Below are 16,182 nucleotides of genomic sequence, written 5' to 3' on the forward strand. Positions count from 1 at the left end.
CGGATGGTCGTACGGCACTGGCATTTCTGCGCCAAGGAGAGTACGGCCATGTCGTCGTTGCGAAGTTTTCTGCTCGTCAATGTGCTGCGCCCCATGGGCAGGGCACTTATCGCCTACGGGATGTACTGGGTATGGATCCCCGGCGTCGACCATGAGGAAATCCTGCCCAGGGACAGTTTTCCGCGAGAAGACAGCGATGAATATCGCAGCCTTTTCCCCGAGGTCGAGTCGCCTTCAAGGTGGTCTTGAGACGGATTTCCCAAGCTCTGGCCATAAGTACGCGGCTCTGGGGGAAAAGATGGCTGCACACCGGAACTTCACCGAACTCGCGTTGCACAGAACATCGGAACTTGCGCGCCAGGAGGCCTACTTCTGCGTACGTGCCAATCAGCAGGGTGAGCTGGAATCCGATGTGCTCGGCTACGGCGAACTCGGCGAACGGGCCAAACGGCTGGCGTCCTGGCTCCAGGAGCGCGGCTCGCACGGCCACCGGGTGCTCATCCTCCAGAACGAGGTACGGGAGTTCATGAGCAGCTTCCTCGGCTGTCTGTTCGCCGGGGCGGTGGCCGTGCCCGCACCCGCCCCCGTCGGCTCCCGGCAGAACGTCGAACGGGTCGCCAACATCGTCCGGGACGCCTCGGTCAGCTACATCCTCACCGACGCTTCCCTGGCGTTGACCGTCTCCCAACTCCTCGCCAATATCGGCCACTCCGAGGTCGCCTGCCTGGCCACCGACCGCGCGGAGGTCGGTGACGCGGCCGCCTGGCAGCATCCCGGCCTGTTCCCCGACGACGTGGCCTTTCTGCAGTACACCTCCGGCTCGGTGAGCGAGCCCAAGGGCGTGATGGTCACCCACCGCAATCTGCTGGCCAACCAGCGCGCCATCCAGCAGGCGATGCGTACGAGCGGCGAGTCGCGGGTCGGCGGCTGGCTGCCGTTCCACCACGACATGGGGCTCGTCGGCCATCTGCTGCATCCGCTCTGGCTCGGCAGCGCCGGAGTGCTGATGCCGCCGATGACCTTTGTGAAGCGGCCGCTGCGCTGGCTGCAGATGGTCGACCAGTACGGCATCACCACCGGCGGCGGCCCCAACTTGGCGTACGACCTGTGTCTGCGCCGGATCAAGGACGACCAGATCGAACAGCTCGACCTCTCCCGCTGGGAGACCGCCGTCAACGGCGCGGAGCCGGTACGGGCCGAGACGATGGACGCCTTCGCCGAGCGCTTCGCCCCCGCCGGCTTTCGCAAGGAGGCGTTCTACCCCTGCTACGGACTGGCCGAGTCCACGCTGCTGGTGAGCGGCAAGGAGCGGGGCAGCCTCGCCGCCACCCGGGTCGTGGACGCGGCCGAGCTGGAACACCACCGGCTGCGGCCCGCACCCGGGGGCAGGCCTGCCAGGACGCTCGTCAGCTCAGGCACACCGCGCAACTGCGAGGTGGCCATCGTCGACCCGGCGAACTGCCGCAGGCTTGCGGCAGGCGCGGTGGGTGAGGTCTGGATACGCGGCGAGAGCGTCGCCCGCGGCTACTGGAACCGCCCTCTGGAGAACGCCCACGCCTTCAAGGCCGCCACCGAGGACGGCGAAGAGGGATATCTGCGCACCGGAGACCTCGGTGTCATGGACGGGGACGAGCTCTACATCACCGGCCGCATGAAGGACATCATGATCGTGGCGGGCCGCAACCTCTACCCCCAGGACATCGAGCGCAGCGTGCAGCGGGTGAGCGCCCTGTTCGGCTCCAGTGCTGCCTTCGCCGTCGAGTCGGACCGCGACCATGTCGTCGTCGTCCAGGAGGTGCGCACCGGCTCCGGCTTCGAGGCCGAGCTGGCCTCGCTGTCCGCCGCCGTACGGATGTGTGTGTCCAAGGAGTTCGAGGTCGCCGCCGAGAACGTCCTCCTGGTCCGCCCCGGCACCGTACGCCGCACCACCAGCGGCAAGCTCCAGCGCACCGCCATGCGCCAGCTCTTCCTCGACGGGCGCATCCAGCCGCTGCACGAGGTGCTGCACCCCGAGGTCCGCGAACTGGTCTCGGTGGGCGCGCCCGCCGACAAGGGGTCCGGGGACGGCGGATGACGGCGACCACCGAACGCACCGGCAGCCGGCTCACGGCCGAGGACGCCGGCCTGCGCTGGGAGCTGGCGGAACAGCTGGACGAGAGGCTCGGCGACCCCAACGGCGCGGGACCGATGTCCTACGCACGCGCCGCGAGCGAGGACGCGGCCGAGGAGTTTCCGGCCGCGGCCTGCGAACTGCTCGGCGCCCTGGGGGTCCACCACTACTACATCCCGGCCGAATACGGCGGCGCGCTCACCGGCTTCCCCCAGCTGCTCGAGATCGTGCGCACCATCGCCCGCCGCGATCTGACCACGGCCATCGGACACGGCAAGACCTTCCTCGGCGCGGTCTGCGTCTGGGTCGCGCAGGACTTCGCCGGAGCCGAACGCCTCGCGTCCCTGGTCGCCGCAGGCGAACCGGTCTCCCTCGGCCTGACCGAACGCACTCACGGCAGCGACCTGATGGCCGGAGAGGTCGTCGCCGAGCGCATCCGGGGCGGATATGTGATCACCGGCGAGAAATGGCTGATCAACAACGCGACCCGGGGACGACTGGTCTGCCTGCTCGCCCGGACCGCCGCCGAAGGCGGCCCGCGCGGCTTCAGCCTGCTGCTCGTCGACAAGAACGAACTCCCCGAGGACACCTACCGCACCCTGCCGAAGGTGCACACCCTCGGCATCCGTGGCGCGGACATCAGCGGTATCGCCTTCGACCGCGCACCCGTGGACGCCTGCGGCCTTGTCGGCCGCGAGGGCGAAGGCCCCGAGACCGTGCTCAAGGCGCTGCAGATCACGAGGTCGCTGTGCACCGCGCTCTCGCTCGGCGCCGCCGACCACGGGCTGCGTGTCGCGTACCAGTTCGCCGCCGAACGCGAGCTGTACGGACGCAAGCTGCTCGACCTCCCCGCCGCCCGCCGGACCCTCGCCGAGACCTACGCCGACCTGCTGGTGACGGAAGCGCTCAGCACCGTCGCCGCGCGTTCCATCCACACCCTGCCCGGCGAGCTCAGCGTCACCTCCGCGGTCGCCAAGTACCTGGTGCCGACCATCGCCGACGACATCCTGAACCGGCTGCGGGGGGTGCTGGGTGCCCGCGCCTTCCTCAGCGACTACTACGAGCACGGCCGGTTCCAGAAGCTGGAGCGCGACCACCGCATCGTCGGCATCTTCGACGGCAACACCATGGTCAACCTGTATGCGCTGACGGTTCAGTTCCGGAGCCTGGGCCGGTTCCATCCCGTCCAGGCCCCCGACCCGGACCCCCTCGCGGCGACCTTCTGCCACACCCACGAACTGCCCGGTCTGCGCCCGGGGCAGCTCAGCCTGCTCGCGCGGCGCGGCAGCACCGTACTCGGATCGCTGCCGAACAACGCCGAAGTGCTCGGCGCGCAGGCGTCCCGGGAGCCGGAGCTCGCCCGCGCCGCCGCACTCGCCCGCACTCTCGCCGTCGCGGCGGACCAGCTGCACACCCGAATGCGGGCCGCACGGCCCGTGCCCGGCGGCGCGCAGGTGGAGAGCTTCGACCTGGCCCGGGGGTACAGCGTCTGCTTTGCGGCCGCCTGCTGCCTCGGCGTCTGGCGGCACAACCGGAGCCTCGCGCAGCAGACGGGCACCGCCGGGCACTGGACGGCGGGGCTGTGGCTCGAAGCCTGCCTGGCCCGGCTCGTGGAACGGCTGGAACAGGCGGTGCCTGGCCTCACCGGACCGCAACCACGCAGGCCCGCGGCCTACGACGGCGAACTGGAGTCGCTGTTCGAGCGGTTGCTCGCGCGGCTGACCGCACAGTACGAGGCGGGAGAGCTGTTCTCCCTGCTGCCCGGCCGTATCGCAGAAGGACCGCCATGCTGACCCCGAGCGAGACTCCGAGCCAGAATCCGAGCCGGATTCCCAGCCGGACTCCGAACCAGGAAGAAGTCCTCATCCAGCGGCGCGTCGCCGACCTGGAGAGGCGGCTCGGCGACCCCGGCGACGCCGACAACCCACTCGGCCTGGACGCGCTCCTCGCCGCCGACGAACGCGGCGAACTGCTGGCCGGGGCCGAAGAAGCACTGGCCGGCTTCCGGCTCAACGCGGAGTTCGTGCCCACCGAGCTCGGCGGCCGCCTCGACCGCGTCGACACCCTCGGCCGGGTGCTGCGCGGCGTCTTCCGCCGGGACGCCAGCCTCGGGCTCGGCTACGGGGCCACCACTTTCCTCGCGGCGATCGCGATCTGGGCGGCGGGCACCCCCGAACAGCAGCGTCGGGTCGCCGATCTGCTCCTCGGCGGCGGCCGGCTGGCCATCGCGTACCACGAGCTCGCCCACGGCAATGACTTCGTACGCAACGAGTTCCGCGCCACGCCGACCGACGACGGATTTGTGATGTCGGGCGCCAAACACGTCATCAACAACGTCGAACGGGCCGAGGCACTGGTCCTGTTCAGCCGCACCGAGGACACCGTCGGCAGCCGCAGTCACTCCGTTCTTCTCGTCGACAAGAGCGTCGTGCCCGCCGACCGCTACCGCTATCTGCCGCGGTACGAGACGGTCGGCGTACGCGGCTGCCAGAACGCGGGCGTCGAGTTCACCGACTGCCCGCTGCCCGCGGACGCGCTCGTCGGCAAGCCCGGCGACGGCGTCGAACTGGCCCTGCGCTCCTTCCAGATCACCCGCAGCGTGCTGCCGTCCATGATCCTCGGCGGCGGCGACACCGCGCTGCGCACCGCCGTGTCCTTCGCCCTCGACCGCAAGCTCTACCACCGCTCCGTACTCGAGATCCCGCACGCCCGCGCCACCATCGTCGGAGCCTTTACCGACCTGCTGATCAGCGACTGCCTGGCGCTCGCCGCGACCCGGGCCGTGCATCTGGTCCCCGAGGCCACCAGCGTCTACGCGGCCGCCGTGAAGTATCTGCTGCCCAAACTGCTCACCGAGACCGCCTACGACCTGTCCATCGTCCTCGGCGCCAACTTCTATGTACGCGACGGGGCTTACGGGGCCTTCCAGAAGCACGTCCGGGATCTGCCGATGATCAGCCTCGGCCACGCGGGCACAGCGGCCTGCCAAGCCACGATCATTCCGCAGCTGCCGCGTCTTGCCCGCACCTCCTGGTTCTCCGGCAAGCCCGCGCCCGAGGGGCTTTTCAGGGTCCGTGACGGGCTTCCGCCGCTCGATCCCGAACGGCTTGTCCTGGTCGCGGGCAGCGACGCGCTGGTCGGCTCGCTGGAGGGCGCGGCCGACGCCGTCGCGGGCGCGGCCCGCTCCCGGGCCGGTCAGTACGCCGATGCGCTCACCGCGCTGGCCACGGCGCTCGAGGACGAGCTGCGCAGCCTGCAGGCCGAGTGCGGTGACATGTCGCCCAAGGACCGCACCGTACTGGCCAGCCCCAAGGCGTACGCCATCGCCGACCGCTACACGCTGCTCCTGGCGGGCGCCGCCTGCCTGGGCGTATGGCGGCACCAGGAGCCGGAGGACGACGCGTTCCTCGCCTCGCCCGCCTGGCTCGCCGCCGCGCTCACCCGCCTGGTGAAGCGGCTCGGCCATCCGCTGCCCACACTCCCCGACGGCTGGGAGGACCAGCTGCTCGACGAGGTGCTGAACCGCTATCACGAAGCCCGCAGTTACGACCTGTACGACACCCCGATCGCCGGCTGACCACAGACACGTTGTTGAGGAGCATCAGATGGTGCTGCATTCCACCGGGCCAGACGCCCCGGGCCCCTGGTCGACGAAGCCGGTGGCCGAGTTCGACGAACGGGACTTCCGGCTCTGGCTGATCAACCGGCTCAGCGAGTATCTCCAGCGCCCCGCCGACGAGATCGGCGCACACACCCCCTTCGCGGAGTACGGGCTGGACTCGGTGGCGGCGCTCAGCCTCTACGGAGACATCGAGGAGGAGTTCGGGCTCTTTTTGGAACCGACCGTCGCCTGGGATCACCCCACGGCCGACGCTCTCGCCCACCACCTCGCCGAGGAGTTCACCAAGGCCGGCGGCGAGCATCGGGAGGTATGACCATGGGCCGTCCATCGGGCCCGTCCCGGCACCCGGTCGCGGTGGTGGGTCTGGACTGCAGATTCCCCGGCGCGCCAGGGCCGGACGCGTACTGGCGGCTGCTGATGAGCCGGGCCGTCGCGATCGGCGAACGCCCCGCCTCACGCGGCCCCTTCGACGTGCCCGGCGGCTTCCTGGCCGACGCCGACGCCTTCGACCGCTCCTTCTTCGGCGTCCCCCCGGCCGAGGCGAGTGCGATGGACCCGCAGCAGCGGCTGCTCCTCGAATGTTCCTGGCGGGCCGTCGAGGACGCCGGAATGTCCCCGACCCGGCTCGCGGGCGGCTCGGTGGGCACCTTTGTCGGCTCCATGTCCGACGACTGGCTGCGGCTCAGCCTCGCCGCGCCCGAGGGGATCACTCCGCGCACCGGCACCGGCAGCGGCCGCTCCATGCTCGCCAACCGCATCGCCTACCAGCTCGATCTGCGCGGCCCCAGCCTCACCGTGGACACCGCCTGCTCCTCCTCCCTGGTCGCCGTGCATCTGGCGTGCACCGCCCTGCGCGCGGGGGAGTGCGACCTCGCGCTCGCAGGCGGCGTCAACATCGTGGCCGGTTCGGTGCTCGACGAGATCTACGCCCAGGCCGGACTCGCCGCGCCCGACGGCCGGTGCAAGCCCTTCTCGGCGGCAGCGGACGGCATCGGCCGCGGTGAGGGTGTCGGCGTGGTGGCTCTGCGGCTGCTCGACGACGCGGTACGGGACGGCGACCCCGTCCACGCGGTGATCCTCGGCAGCGCCGTGGGCCAGGACGGTCGCAGCAACGGCATCATGGCCCCGCACCGCGCCTCCCAGCGCGAGGTGATCGCGACCGCGTGCCGGCGGGCCCAGGTCGCCCCCCAGCACATCCGTTTTGTCGAGGCTCATGGCACCGGCACGCCGCTGGGCGACCAGATCGAAGTCCTCTCGCTCGGCGATGTGTTCCGCGATCCGCAAGGCGTACGGGAGTGGCCGCTCGCGATCGGCGCGGTCAAGGGCGCGATCGGCCACACCGAGGGCGCGGCCGGGATGGCAGGACTGATCAAGACCGTACTGGCGCTGCGCCACGGTGTCGTGCCCGGCAGCCCCTCGTACGGCGAGGAGAACCCTCGGCTCGGTCTTGCCCGCCGCTCCATGGAACTGATCACCGAGCCGCTCGAACTGCCCGCCGACGGATGCCGGGCGGGCGTCTCCAGTTTCGGCATGGGCGGCACCAACGCCCATGTGGTCCTCGAAACCGCCCCGCAGACCGAGACGTCCGCCGCGGCAGGCCCGCGCGCGGGGGTGTTCACGCTGTCCGCCGACACCCCCACGGCCCTGCGCCGCAATCTGCGACTTCAGGCCGTCGACGTCGCGGGCCGCACCGGCGACGAGCTCGCCCGGCTGTGCTGGACCAGCAACCGGTCCCGGGCCGTGCTGCCGTACCGCTTCGCCACCGTCGCCGACAGCACCGAGGAGCTCGCGTCCCGGCTGTTCGCGGGCGCGGAGCTGGAGACCGGATGTCCGGCGGCGGCCGAAGAGCCCGTCCTGGCCTTCGCGTTCACCGGACAGGGCTCCCAGTACCCGCGGATGACGGCCGGACTGTACGAGGGCTCGGCCGTCTACCGCACCTTCCTGGAGGAGGCGTCCAAGGCGCTCCAGCCCTACACCGTGACCCCGGTCCACGAGGTGATCCTCGCCGGGGACCCCGTCGTGCACCGGACCGGCACCACCCAGCCCGCACTGTTCGCCGTGCAGTACGCACTCGCCCGCACGCTGATGGAGCTCGGGGTACGGCCGGCCGCCGTCATCGGGCACAGCATCGGCGAGTTCGCCGCAGCCGTCGTCGCCGAGGCACTGGACCTGGCGGACGCGGCCAGGCTCGTCGCCGTACGCGGCGCCTTTATGCAGCAACTGCCCGAAGGCGGCGGCATGCTGGCGACCAGGGCGCGCCCCGCGGAAGCCGCGGCTCTCGTCGAGGACGAGACAGACGTCGGCATCGGCGCGCTCAACGGTCCCGGCGCCACCGTGCTCTCCGGCGACCTCGACGCCCTCGGCCGCATCCGCGCCCGACTTGAGGAGCGGGGCCTCGCCTGCACCCCGCTCAAGGTCTCGCACGCCTTCCACTCCCCGCTGATGGCACCCATGCTGGGCCGCTTCGAGCGGGTCGCGTCCCGCATCCCCGGCGGACGGCCCCGGCTGCCCTTCCACTCGACGGTACGGGGCAGGCTGCTGGCGCCCGGCGAGGAACTGGACGCCGCCTACTGGACGGAGCACATCTCGGCGACCGTACGGTTCGAGAACGCCGTCACCTCGCTGAGCGAGCGGCCGCCCACCCATGTCGTCGAGATCGGCCCCAAGCCGGTGCTCAGCAATCTGCTGCGGCGGATCGGCCCGGCCCGCGACATCCCCGCCCTCGGCGTCTGCCGGGGCGAGGGCTCCGGGCCGCGGGAGGTCGGCGAACTCCTCGCCCGGCTGCACCGGGACGGACTCGACCCCGCCTGGGACACCTTCTACCCCGACGCGGAGAAACGGGCGGTGCACATGCCCGCACACGCCTTCTCCACCCAGTGGCGCTCCTGGCACCAGCAGCCCACCGGCTCAGCCGCCGCCCCGCGGCCGCCCGGGGTGCCCGCCGCCGCGCCCGACCCCGACCGGGTGCGCCAGGGAGTGCGCGAGGCCGTCGCCAAGGTCCGCGGCGGCCGCCACGACGAACTCGACGACACCCTGCGCCTCTACGACGACCTGGGCTTCGACTCCGTGATGCTCATGGAGCTCAAGTACCGGCTGGAGGTGCGCTTTCCGGAGGTCGGCGAACTGTCCATGCCGGAAATGCTCTCCAGCCTGGTCAGCGTCGAGTCCCTGATCGGCTATCTGAGCGAGCAGCTCAACGCGGCGGTGGCCCCATGATCTGGCCCGCGGGCCGCGGCGGGCCGATCGGGCTGGCCGGGGTCGGCACCGCCCTGCCGGGTGAGCCCGTCGACAACGTAAAGCTGTCCCGGCGGTTCGGTATCGCGCCGGAGTGGGTCGAGACGTTCATCGGCACCAGAACCCGGTACTTCGCACGCGACCTCGACGGCGGCAACGTCCGCTGGACACTCGAGGACCTGTGCACCGACGCCGCCGACCGGGCGCTCGCGGACGCGGGAGCGGATCCCGACGACGTGGCCTTCGTCGTCGTGGCGACAGCGACCCCCGACGCGCTGATGCCGACCACGGCCGCGCTGGTCGCCGACCGGCTCGGCATCGACGGCGTGCCCGTGTACCAGCTCCAGTCCGGCTGCTCGGGAGCCGTACAGGCGCTGGCGCTCGCCTCGACGCTGCTCGCGGGCGGAGCCCGCGGCGAGCCTCCGGTGGGCCTGGTCATCGGCGGCGACGTATGCAGCAAGCACCTCGATCTGCGCCAGGACTTCCGGGAGCTGCCGCCGTCGCAGCTGGTCAACTATGTGCTCTTCGGCGACGGAGCGGGAGCCGCCGCACTCAGCCGTCAGCCGGGCACCGCCCGGGCCGTGCTGGCGAGGGCCGAGCACTGGCTGGGCGGGCTCGGCCGCGCGCCGGGACAGCGGGTCGAGTGGTTCGGTCCTGCCGACCGCCACAGCGAGTTGCCCGCCGTGACGGAGGACTACAAGGCGGTCGAGGCCCAGGTCCCCGTCATGGCCCGGGAGGTGTTCGACACCCTGCTCGACAGGCTGGGCTGGCCGGCCGGATCGCTCGGTCATGTCCTGCCGCCGCAGCTCGGCGGCCGGATGACCGAGCGGATCACGAGGGGTCTGCGGCAGGGTCTCGAGTGGGAGGAGGTCTCCTGTGTCTCGGACACCGGCAACAACGGAAACGCGCTGGTCTTCTTCCAGTTGGAGCGGCTGCTGCCGCGGCTGGGGGCGGCGGGCCGCGCCGTCGGCATAGCGATCGAGTCGAGCAAGTGGATCAAGGCCGGCTTCGCAGTGGAGGCGACGGAATGAGCGCGCGGGGCGAAGCACAGCAGGAGGAGGCACGGCAGGAGCTACGGGCGCTGCATGCGGCGGGCCGGCTCGCCGGCGCATACCCGGCCCTGTCCGCACTCCTCGCCCGGCTCGACGCCGACGCGCTCGACCACGCGGGTCGGCTGATCGCCCGTCTCGACCCCGCCGATGTGCTGGCCGCGCACCCCTCGACGCCCACCGTTCGCGTCGCGGTGACCGGGCGCTCCAGCACCGCCGGACTCGTGCCCACGCTCACCGCCGAACTCGCCCGGCACGGACTGCTGCTGATCCCCTACGCGGCCGGCAGCGGCGGCTATGTCCAGGACCTGGCGGACCCGGCTTCCGAGCTGTACGCGCACCGGCCCGACCTCACGCTGTGCGTGCTCGACCCGCTGACGGTCTGGGACCGGGTGCGGCCGCCCTGGCAGCCGTACGAGGTGGCACTCGAAGCGGAACGGCTCCGTCTGCTGCTGGCCGAACTCGCCGCCACCCACGCGGCGCACGCGCCCGACGCCTCGACCCTCGTACTGAACACCGTCCCGCTGCTGCGGCGCTTCACCCATCAGCTGACCGGTCTCGCGCAACGGGCCGAACTGGGCGCGATCTGGCGGGAGTTCAACGCGGACCTGCTGCGGATGTCCGACCCGGCGGCGGGAGTGGCGGCACTCGACCTGGAGCCGCTGACCGCCGCGGGAGTGCGCGCCGACGATCCGCGCCTCGGCGCGTACGCCGACGCCCACTGCACTGCCGAGCTGCTGGCCGGATACGCCCGCGAGGCCGCGCACCTCGCCAGGGCGCAGCGCGGCGACGCCAAGAAATGCCTCGTCCTCGACCTCGACGGCACCCTGTGGGACGGCGTCCTCGCCGAGGACGGACCGGATCGGGTGCGCGCGGCGGACTCCCTGCGCGCGGGCGCGTACGGCCTCTTCAGGCGGACGGTCGAGCAGCTCGCCTCGCAGGGCGTACTGCTCGCCGTGTGCAGCAAAAACGATCCTGAACCGGTTGCCCGCGCCCTTGCCGCCCACCCCGACTGGCCGCTGAGCAGCGACGACTTCGTCGCCGTCGTCGCCGACTGGGGCTCCAAGGCCGAAGGGATCCACAAGATCGCGGCCGGCCTCGGCATCCCGGCGTCCGCCGTCGTCTTCGCCGACGACAGCGCCTTCGAGCGCGAGGTCGTACGGGCCGGGGTGCCCGGAGCAGCCGTCGTACCCCTGGACGACGAGCCGGCCCGGCACACCGAACACCTGCTGGCCGACGGCTGGTTCGATGTCCCCTCCGTCACCGAGGAGGACCGCGGCCGGACCGCGCGCTACCGGGAACGCGAATCCCGTCTCCGGCGGCGCGCACAGGCGAAGGACTACCGGAGCTTTCTGCACGGCCTCGGCATCGAGGTCGACGTCGGCCCGGCCGGCCGCCATGAGACCGCCAGGATCGCCCAGTTGAGCCTGCGCACCAACCGGTTCAACCTCACCGGAGAGCGGCTGACGAGCACCCGGATCCAGAGCCTGGCCCAGGACCCTGCCGCGCTGGTGCTCGCGGTCCGCGCAGCCGACCGCTTCGGCGACGACGGCGTGGTCGGCGCGGTGTTCGCCCGCCGGGACGGCGCGGGACTGTTGCTGGAGAACATGGTCGTCAGCTGCCGGGTGCTGGGCCGCGGCATCGAGGACGCCGTACTGGCCGGCTTGCTGGGCGCCGCGCGCGCCGCCGCCCTGCCCGCCGTACACGCACGGTGGCGGCAGACCGCTGCCAACGAGGCCCAGCGCGCGTACTACCCGGCGCACGGCTTCGAGACCACTGTCGAGACCGATGGCGAGATCCGCTACCGGCACGACCTGGAGCAACTGCCGCCCGTGCCGTCCCATGTACGGCTGCGGCTGCGACTGGCCGACAACACGGCCCAGGAGGTGGAGTCATGCACACCGTCGTCGATCTGATCTCTCTGGCCAACGAACATCTGGGCACCGACCTGGCACCCGAGGACGCCGGACGCGATCTGGCCGAGCTCGCCTGCTGGGACTCGGTCCATCTGCTGCGCCTGGTCGCCCTGCTCGAACGGGAGCTGGGCAGGCCGATAGCGGTCGCCGAGATGCTGCAGGCACGAAGCCTCGGCGAGATCTGGACGGCAGCGGTGACCGTATGAGCCTCTCGCGGGACCGGGCCAGACGCCATACGCGCCATTTCCTGAACTGGGCGCGGGCGGCAGCCCCCGTCCATCTCGGCGCCGACGTCGACATGACCCGTGTCGAGGAGCACCGGAGCGTCGAGCGCGCAGCGGGTCGGCGGTACTCGGTCGTGAGTTATCTGCTGTACGCGGCCGGGCGGGTCGTCGCCCGGCACCCCGAGGCCCGTGCGATGGCGCGCGGCGTGCTGTGGCCGCGCACCGCGCCGCTGCCGCACGTGGCGGCCAAGCTCGCACTCGACCGCACGACCGAGGGCGGCGAGCGCGTGGCGCTCACCGCCGTACTGCCGCGCATGGACGTGGCGACCCTTACGGAGATCCAGGATTTGGTGGACCTGTGCCGCGAGAGCGACCCGCACGACCTACCGGGCGCCGCGGCGGTGCGGCTGCTCAACCAGCTGCCGCCGCCCGTCGGGGAGTTGGCCTTCCGGCTCGGAGTACGCACTCCGGGCGCCAGGGCCCAGCGGCTCGGGACCTTCGCGGTGAGCTCGCTCGGGCACCGCGCTGTCGATGTATTTCACTCCTACGGCGGCACGGCGGTCACCTTCTGCGCGGGACGGGTGGCCGACCGTGCCGTGGTGCGTGGCGGCCGCATCGCGGCGGCGCCGGTCATGCGTCTGGGGCTGACCTTCGATCACAGAGTGCTCGACGGAGCTGCCGCGGCGGACGTACTCGATGGAGTGGTGAAGCGGCTGGAGGGCTGGCATGGTGATCTTTCCGGGACCCGTGGCGAATCCCGCGACGGAGCAGGGATTCGCACGGCCCGTGCGGGTGACCGGCCCCGAGGGCCCCTGGGAGCAAGTCCGTGACGCGGTACGGGAGTACGGCAGCGTGGTCGTCCACGCCCAGCTCGAGGACTGGCTGCCCGCCGACCTGGACGCGCCGGAGCTGCGCCCGCTGCTCGGCCGCGACTACGCGCGCTTCGCCGCCATGACGCACTATCAGATCCGGTCCCGTTTCGTGGCGTCCAGGCTGCTGCTCAAGCATGTCGCCTGCGCGGTCATCGAGGCGTCGCCGCAGTCCGTCGAGCTCGCGTACAAACCGGGCGGACGCCCGTATCTGCGCGGCCTCGACCAGATCGACATCAGCCTGAGCCACACCGAGACGCTGCTTCTCGTCGGGCTGACCCGGCGGGGCTGGATCGGGGTCGACGCCGAGCTCAAGGACCGGCCGATGCTCGGGCTCGGCACCGAGAACCAGGTGTGTACGCCGCACGAGCGCGAGGCCCTCGCCCAGATTGCCGACGAGCGGCGCAACGGCGCGCTGGTACGGCTGTGGACGCTCAAGGAGGCGTACAGCAAGGCGATCGGGCAGGGCATGCGCTTTCGCTTCACCGAGTTCGGCTTCGGGCCCGAGGAGCGCAAGGTGCAGGTCCTTCGGCCGGACGGATCGCGCGGCACCGGCGACGAATGGACCTTCCACACCTGCCTGGTGGACCGCCGGTACACGGTCAGCGTCGCCCTGTTCGACGCGGGCTTCGGCGACACCAGCGACACCGCCGCCGCCACCATGCTCGACGCCGGACTGATGGCGGCGCTGGTGGCCACCGGACAGGACGAGACGCAGCGATGACGATCAGGACAGAGGTCTGTGTGGTGGGCGGCGGCCCCGGCGGCCGCGCGCTCGCCCTCGCGCTGGTGCGCCTGGGCCGCCGGGTTGTACTGCTGGAACAGCGCGCGGGCGGTGCGCGTGCCTTCCGCGGCGAGTCGGTCTCGCCCGACGGGGTACGGCTGCTGGCCGGGCTCGATGTGCTGGAGCGGGTGCGCGAGCACACCCATGAGGTGCACCGGCTCGAGATCGCCGACGGCGGCTCGCGGGTCCTCGACGTACGCTTCGAGACCTTCCCGTACGCCCACCGCTTTCCGGTGGAGCTGGCGCAGCCGGTGCTGCTCTCCGCCCTGGCGCGGGCGGCCGACGAGCGCGGCGGCTGCACCGTGCTCGAACCGGCCTCCGCGGTCGGTCTGCTGGTGGAGGGCGGCGCGGTCCGCGGGGTGCGGGCGAAGACAGCCGACGGTGCCGAGGAGATACGTGCCGAGGTGACCGTCGGAGCGGACGGCCGGTACAGCTGCGTACGCCGCCTCGCGGGACTCGACCACGGTGCCGAACGCACCGCGCTGGAGCGGGACGTGATCTGGTTGAAGCTGCCGTTCCCGGCGGCCTGGGACCGGCGTGCCTACCGGGTGCGGATCAGCGCGGGCCGGCACGGGCTCTTCCTGCCCAGCACCGACGGCACCCTGCGGGTCGGTCTCAACATCCCCAAGGGCGGTCTGCGAGAGCTGCGTTCGGGCGGCATCGGGCAGCTGCACGCGCGGCTCGCCGAGCTCGCCCCGGAACTGGAGCAGGAGGCGGCCGAGGCCATCCTCGACTGGTCCGACACCCATCTCCTGGACATCTTCACCACCGATGTACGGCGCTGGTCGGCGCCCGGAGTCGTGCTCATCGGCGACGCCGCGCACACCCTCTCGCCGATCCTCGGCCAGGGCGTCAACCACGCCCTGGCGGACGCGGTCACCCTCGCCCCGCTGCTCGCCGGCGCACTCACCGCCCCTCGCAGCGGACGCCAGGCGGAGCTCGGTGCCGCGGTGGCGGACTTCCAGCAGGACAGGGATCCCGTGGTGCGTCGCTCCCGGGGACTGCAGCTGCGCCAGGAGCGGATGTTCAGCCTTTCCGCACCCCCGGCCGTCGCGCTGCGGCGGACCGTGTACCGCGCGCTGAACGCGAGCCCCGCGCTGCAGCGCCGGGTGCTGGCCCCCGCCTACTTTCCCGGTCGGCGACCCGGGCCCGCCGCCGCGCCGGCCAGGACGGAGCAGCGGACATGACGGACACACTGCCGGGGCCCGGGCTGGTCGAGCTGCGGCGCCATGTGCTGCTGCACGCCCGCGCGCAGGGACTCGCCCCCGCCCACTGCCGCGAGCTGCTGGCCGGGGTGAGAACCGCGCACGGCGCGGGCCACGACTCCTGGCCCGCCGTCTGGAGCCGCGCGGGTGACCTGCTGGCGGGCCGCGGCAGACAGCTGGAGGCCTGCCGCCACTACGGGCTCGCCCGCTTCCCTTACGCCGCGGCCGACGATGTCGTGCGCCGTCGCGCGCAACTGCTCTGCGTCCAGTCCTTCGACCAGTGGCGGCGGGGCCGGGCCGGTCTCGACCGTATCGACATCCGTCTTCCCGAAGGCAGGTTCGCCTGCTGGACGGCCGGACTGTCGAATACCGAGCCGCGTCCGCTGATCGTCGTCATGGGCGGCATCGTCAGCGTCAAGGAGCAGTGGGGCCCGATCCTGGCCCGTGCCGACGCGCTCGGGGTCGCCCTGGCGGTCACCGAGATGCCCGGCGTCGGTGAGAACACGCTGCCGTACCGGGCAGACAGCCATCGCATGCTCAGCGTCCTGCTCGACACGGTCGCGGACCGGGCGGACGTCCGGCGAACCTGCGCCATCGCGCTCAGCTTTGGCGGCCATCTGGCCCTGCGCGCTGCCCTCGTCGACGAGCGGGTGCGCGGGGTCGCCACGGTGGGCGCACCGCTGCGTCACTTCTTCCTCGACCGCGACTGGCAGCGCTGCGTCCCGGACACGACGGTACTCACGCTCGCGCATCTGATCGGCTGCAAGCCGGGGGACGTCTTCGGCGCCGTACGCGAATGGGCCCTGAGCGAGGACGAGTTGGGGCGTCTCGACTTCGCGGTGATGTACGCGGCGGCGCTGCGGGACGACATCGTGCCGCTCACCGAGACGGCGGCGCTGCTGCGCGGGCGCGCGGGGCGGCGGGAGGTATTGCTGCTCGACGACGAACACGGCGCACCGGCGGAGCTTGGCCGGGTACGGGTGGCGCTGCTGCGCGCGGCGCTTCGTACGGTAGGGGCGCGTTCGTTGCCGAGGGCGGTGCTCGGGGCGGTGGGCGGGACGCAGCGCCTGCTGAGCCGGAGAGGACGGCTGACGGTATGAACGACGCTTCCCCTCCCGTAACCGGGGCTCCGCCCCAGACCCTCCCCCCACGACCGCAGGGCGTGGGGG

General features: G+C 71.9%; 13 protein-coding genes. All 13 read left to right on the top strand.

Annotated elements, in window-relative coordinates:
- The first annotated feature begins 48 nt into the window (after positions 1 to 48).
- Genes ACQEVG_RS31870 through ACQEVG_RS31930 form a run of 13 tightly spaced genes read left to right on the top strand, consistent with a single transcriptional unit; the run spans position 49 to position 16,113 of the window.
- A complete protein-coding gene (locus ACQEVG_RS31870) occupies positions 49 to 249 on the top strand; it encodes a hypothetical protein (RefSeq protein ID WP_432990233.1) in 201 nt (66 codons plus the stop codon).
- A 49-nt stretch (positions 250 to 298) separates the two neighbouring features.
- Entirely contained in the window at positions 299 to 2,074 is a 1,776-nt protein-coding gene (locus ACQEVG_RS31875) for a fatty acyl-AMP ligase (protein ID WP_432990235.1), read from the top strand.
- Positions 2,071 to 3,903: an acyl-CoA dehydrogenase family protein gene (locus ACQEVG_RS31880; RefSeq protein WP_432990237.1), complete on the top strand. Its 1,833-nt coding sequence runs from the start codon at positions 2,071 to 2,073 to the stop codon at positions 3,901 to 3,903. The genes ACQEVG_RS31875 and ACQEVG_RS31880 overlap by 4 nt, the downstream gene beginning before the upstream one ends.
- A complete protein-coding gene (locus ACQEVG_RS31885; RefSeq protein WP_432990239.1) occupies positions 3,897 to 5,687 on the top strand; it encodes an acyl-CoA dehydrogenase in 1,791 nt (596 codons plus the stop codon). Before ACQEVG_RS31880 ends, ACQEVG_RS31885 begins: the two co-directional genes overlap by 7 nt.
- A 28-nt stretch (positions 5,688 to 5,715) precedes the next feature.
- Positions 5,716 to 6,045, top strand: coding sequence for an acyl carrier protein (locus tag ACQEVG_RS31890; protein ID WP_432990241.1), 330 nt, complete (start codon positions 5,716 to 5,718; stop codon positions 6,043 to 6,045).
- 2 nt (positions 6,046 to 6,047) lie between these two features.
- Positions 6,048 to 8,948, top strand: coding sequence for a type I polyketide synthase (locus ACQEVG_RS31895; RefSeq protein WP_432990243.1), 2,901 nt, complete (start codon positions 6,048 to 6,050; stop codon positions 8,946 to 8,948).
- Positions 8,945 to 9,997, top strand: a complete 1,053-nt coding sequence (locus tag ACQEVG_RS31900; protein ID WP_432990245.1) for a 3-oxoacyl-ACP synthase — start codon at positions 8,945 to 8,947, stop codon at positions 9,995 to 9,997. The genes ACQEVG_RS31895 and ACQEVG_RS31900 overlap by 4 nt, the downstream gene beginning before the upstream one ends.
- Positions 9,994 to 11,931: an HAD-IIIC family phosphatase gene (locus ACQEVG_RS31905; RefSeq protein WP_432990247.1), complete on the top strand. Its 1,938-nt coding sequence runs from the start codon at positions 9,994 to 9,996 to the stop codon at positions 11,929 to 11,931. The genes ACQEVG_RS31900 and ACQEVG_RS31905 overlap by 4 nt, the downstream gene beginning before the upstream one ends.
- Positions 11,910 to 12,137, top strand: a complete 228-nt coding sequence (locus tag ACQEVG_RS31910; RefSeq protein WP_432990249.1) for a phosphopantetheine-binding protein — start codon at positions 11,910 to 11,912, stop codon at positions 12,135 to 12,137. The genes ACQEVG_RS31905 and ACQEVG_RS31910 overlap by 22 nt, the downstream gene beginning before the upstream one ends.
- The gene (locus ACQEVG_RS31915) at positions 12,134 to 12,985 is read left to right on the top strand and encodes a 2-oxo acid dehydrogenase subunit E2 (protein ID WP_432990251.1); all 852 of its coding nucleotides are present in this window, start codon (positions 12,134 to 12,136) and stop codon (positions 12,983 to 12,985) included. Before ACQEVG_RS31910 ends, ACQEVG_RS31915 begins: the two co-directional genes overlap by 4 nt.
- Entirely contained in the window at positions 12,882 to 13,748 is an 867-nt protein-coding gene (locus ACQEVG_RS31920; RefSeq protein WP_432990253.1) for a 4'-phosphopantetheinyl transferase family protein, read from the top strand. The genes ACQEVG_RS31915 and ACQEVG_RS31920 overlap by 104 nt, the downstream gene beginning before the upstream one ends.
- Positions 13,745 to 14,995, top strand: coding sequence for an FAD-dependent monooxygenase (locus ACQEVG_RS31925; protein WP_432990255.1), 1,251 nt, complete (start codon positions 13,745 to 13,747; stop codon positions 14,993 to 14,995). The genes ACQEVG_RS31920 and ACQEVG_RS31925 overlap by 4 nt, the downstream gene beginning before the upstream one ends.
- Entirely contained in the window at positions 14,992 to 16,113 is a 1,122-nt protein-coding gene (locus tag ACQEVG_RS31930; RefSeq protein WP_432990257.1) for an alpha/beta hydrolase, read from the top strand. Before ACQEVG_RS31925 ends, ACQEVG_RS31930 begins: the two co-directional genes overlap by 4 nt.
- Positions 16,114 to 16,182: the final 69 nt, after the last annotated feature.

The organism is Streptomyces sp. CA-135486, assembly GCF_050936555.1.
Classification (GTDB): domain Bacteria; phylum Actinomycetota; class Actinomycetes; order Streptomycetales; family Streptomycetaceae; genus Streptomyces.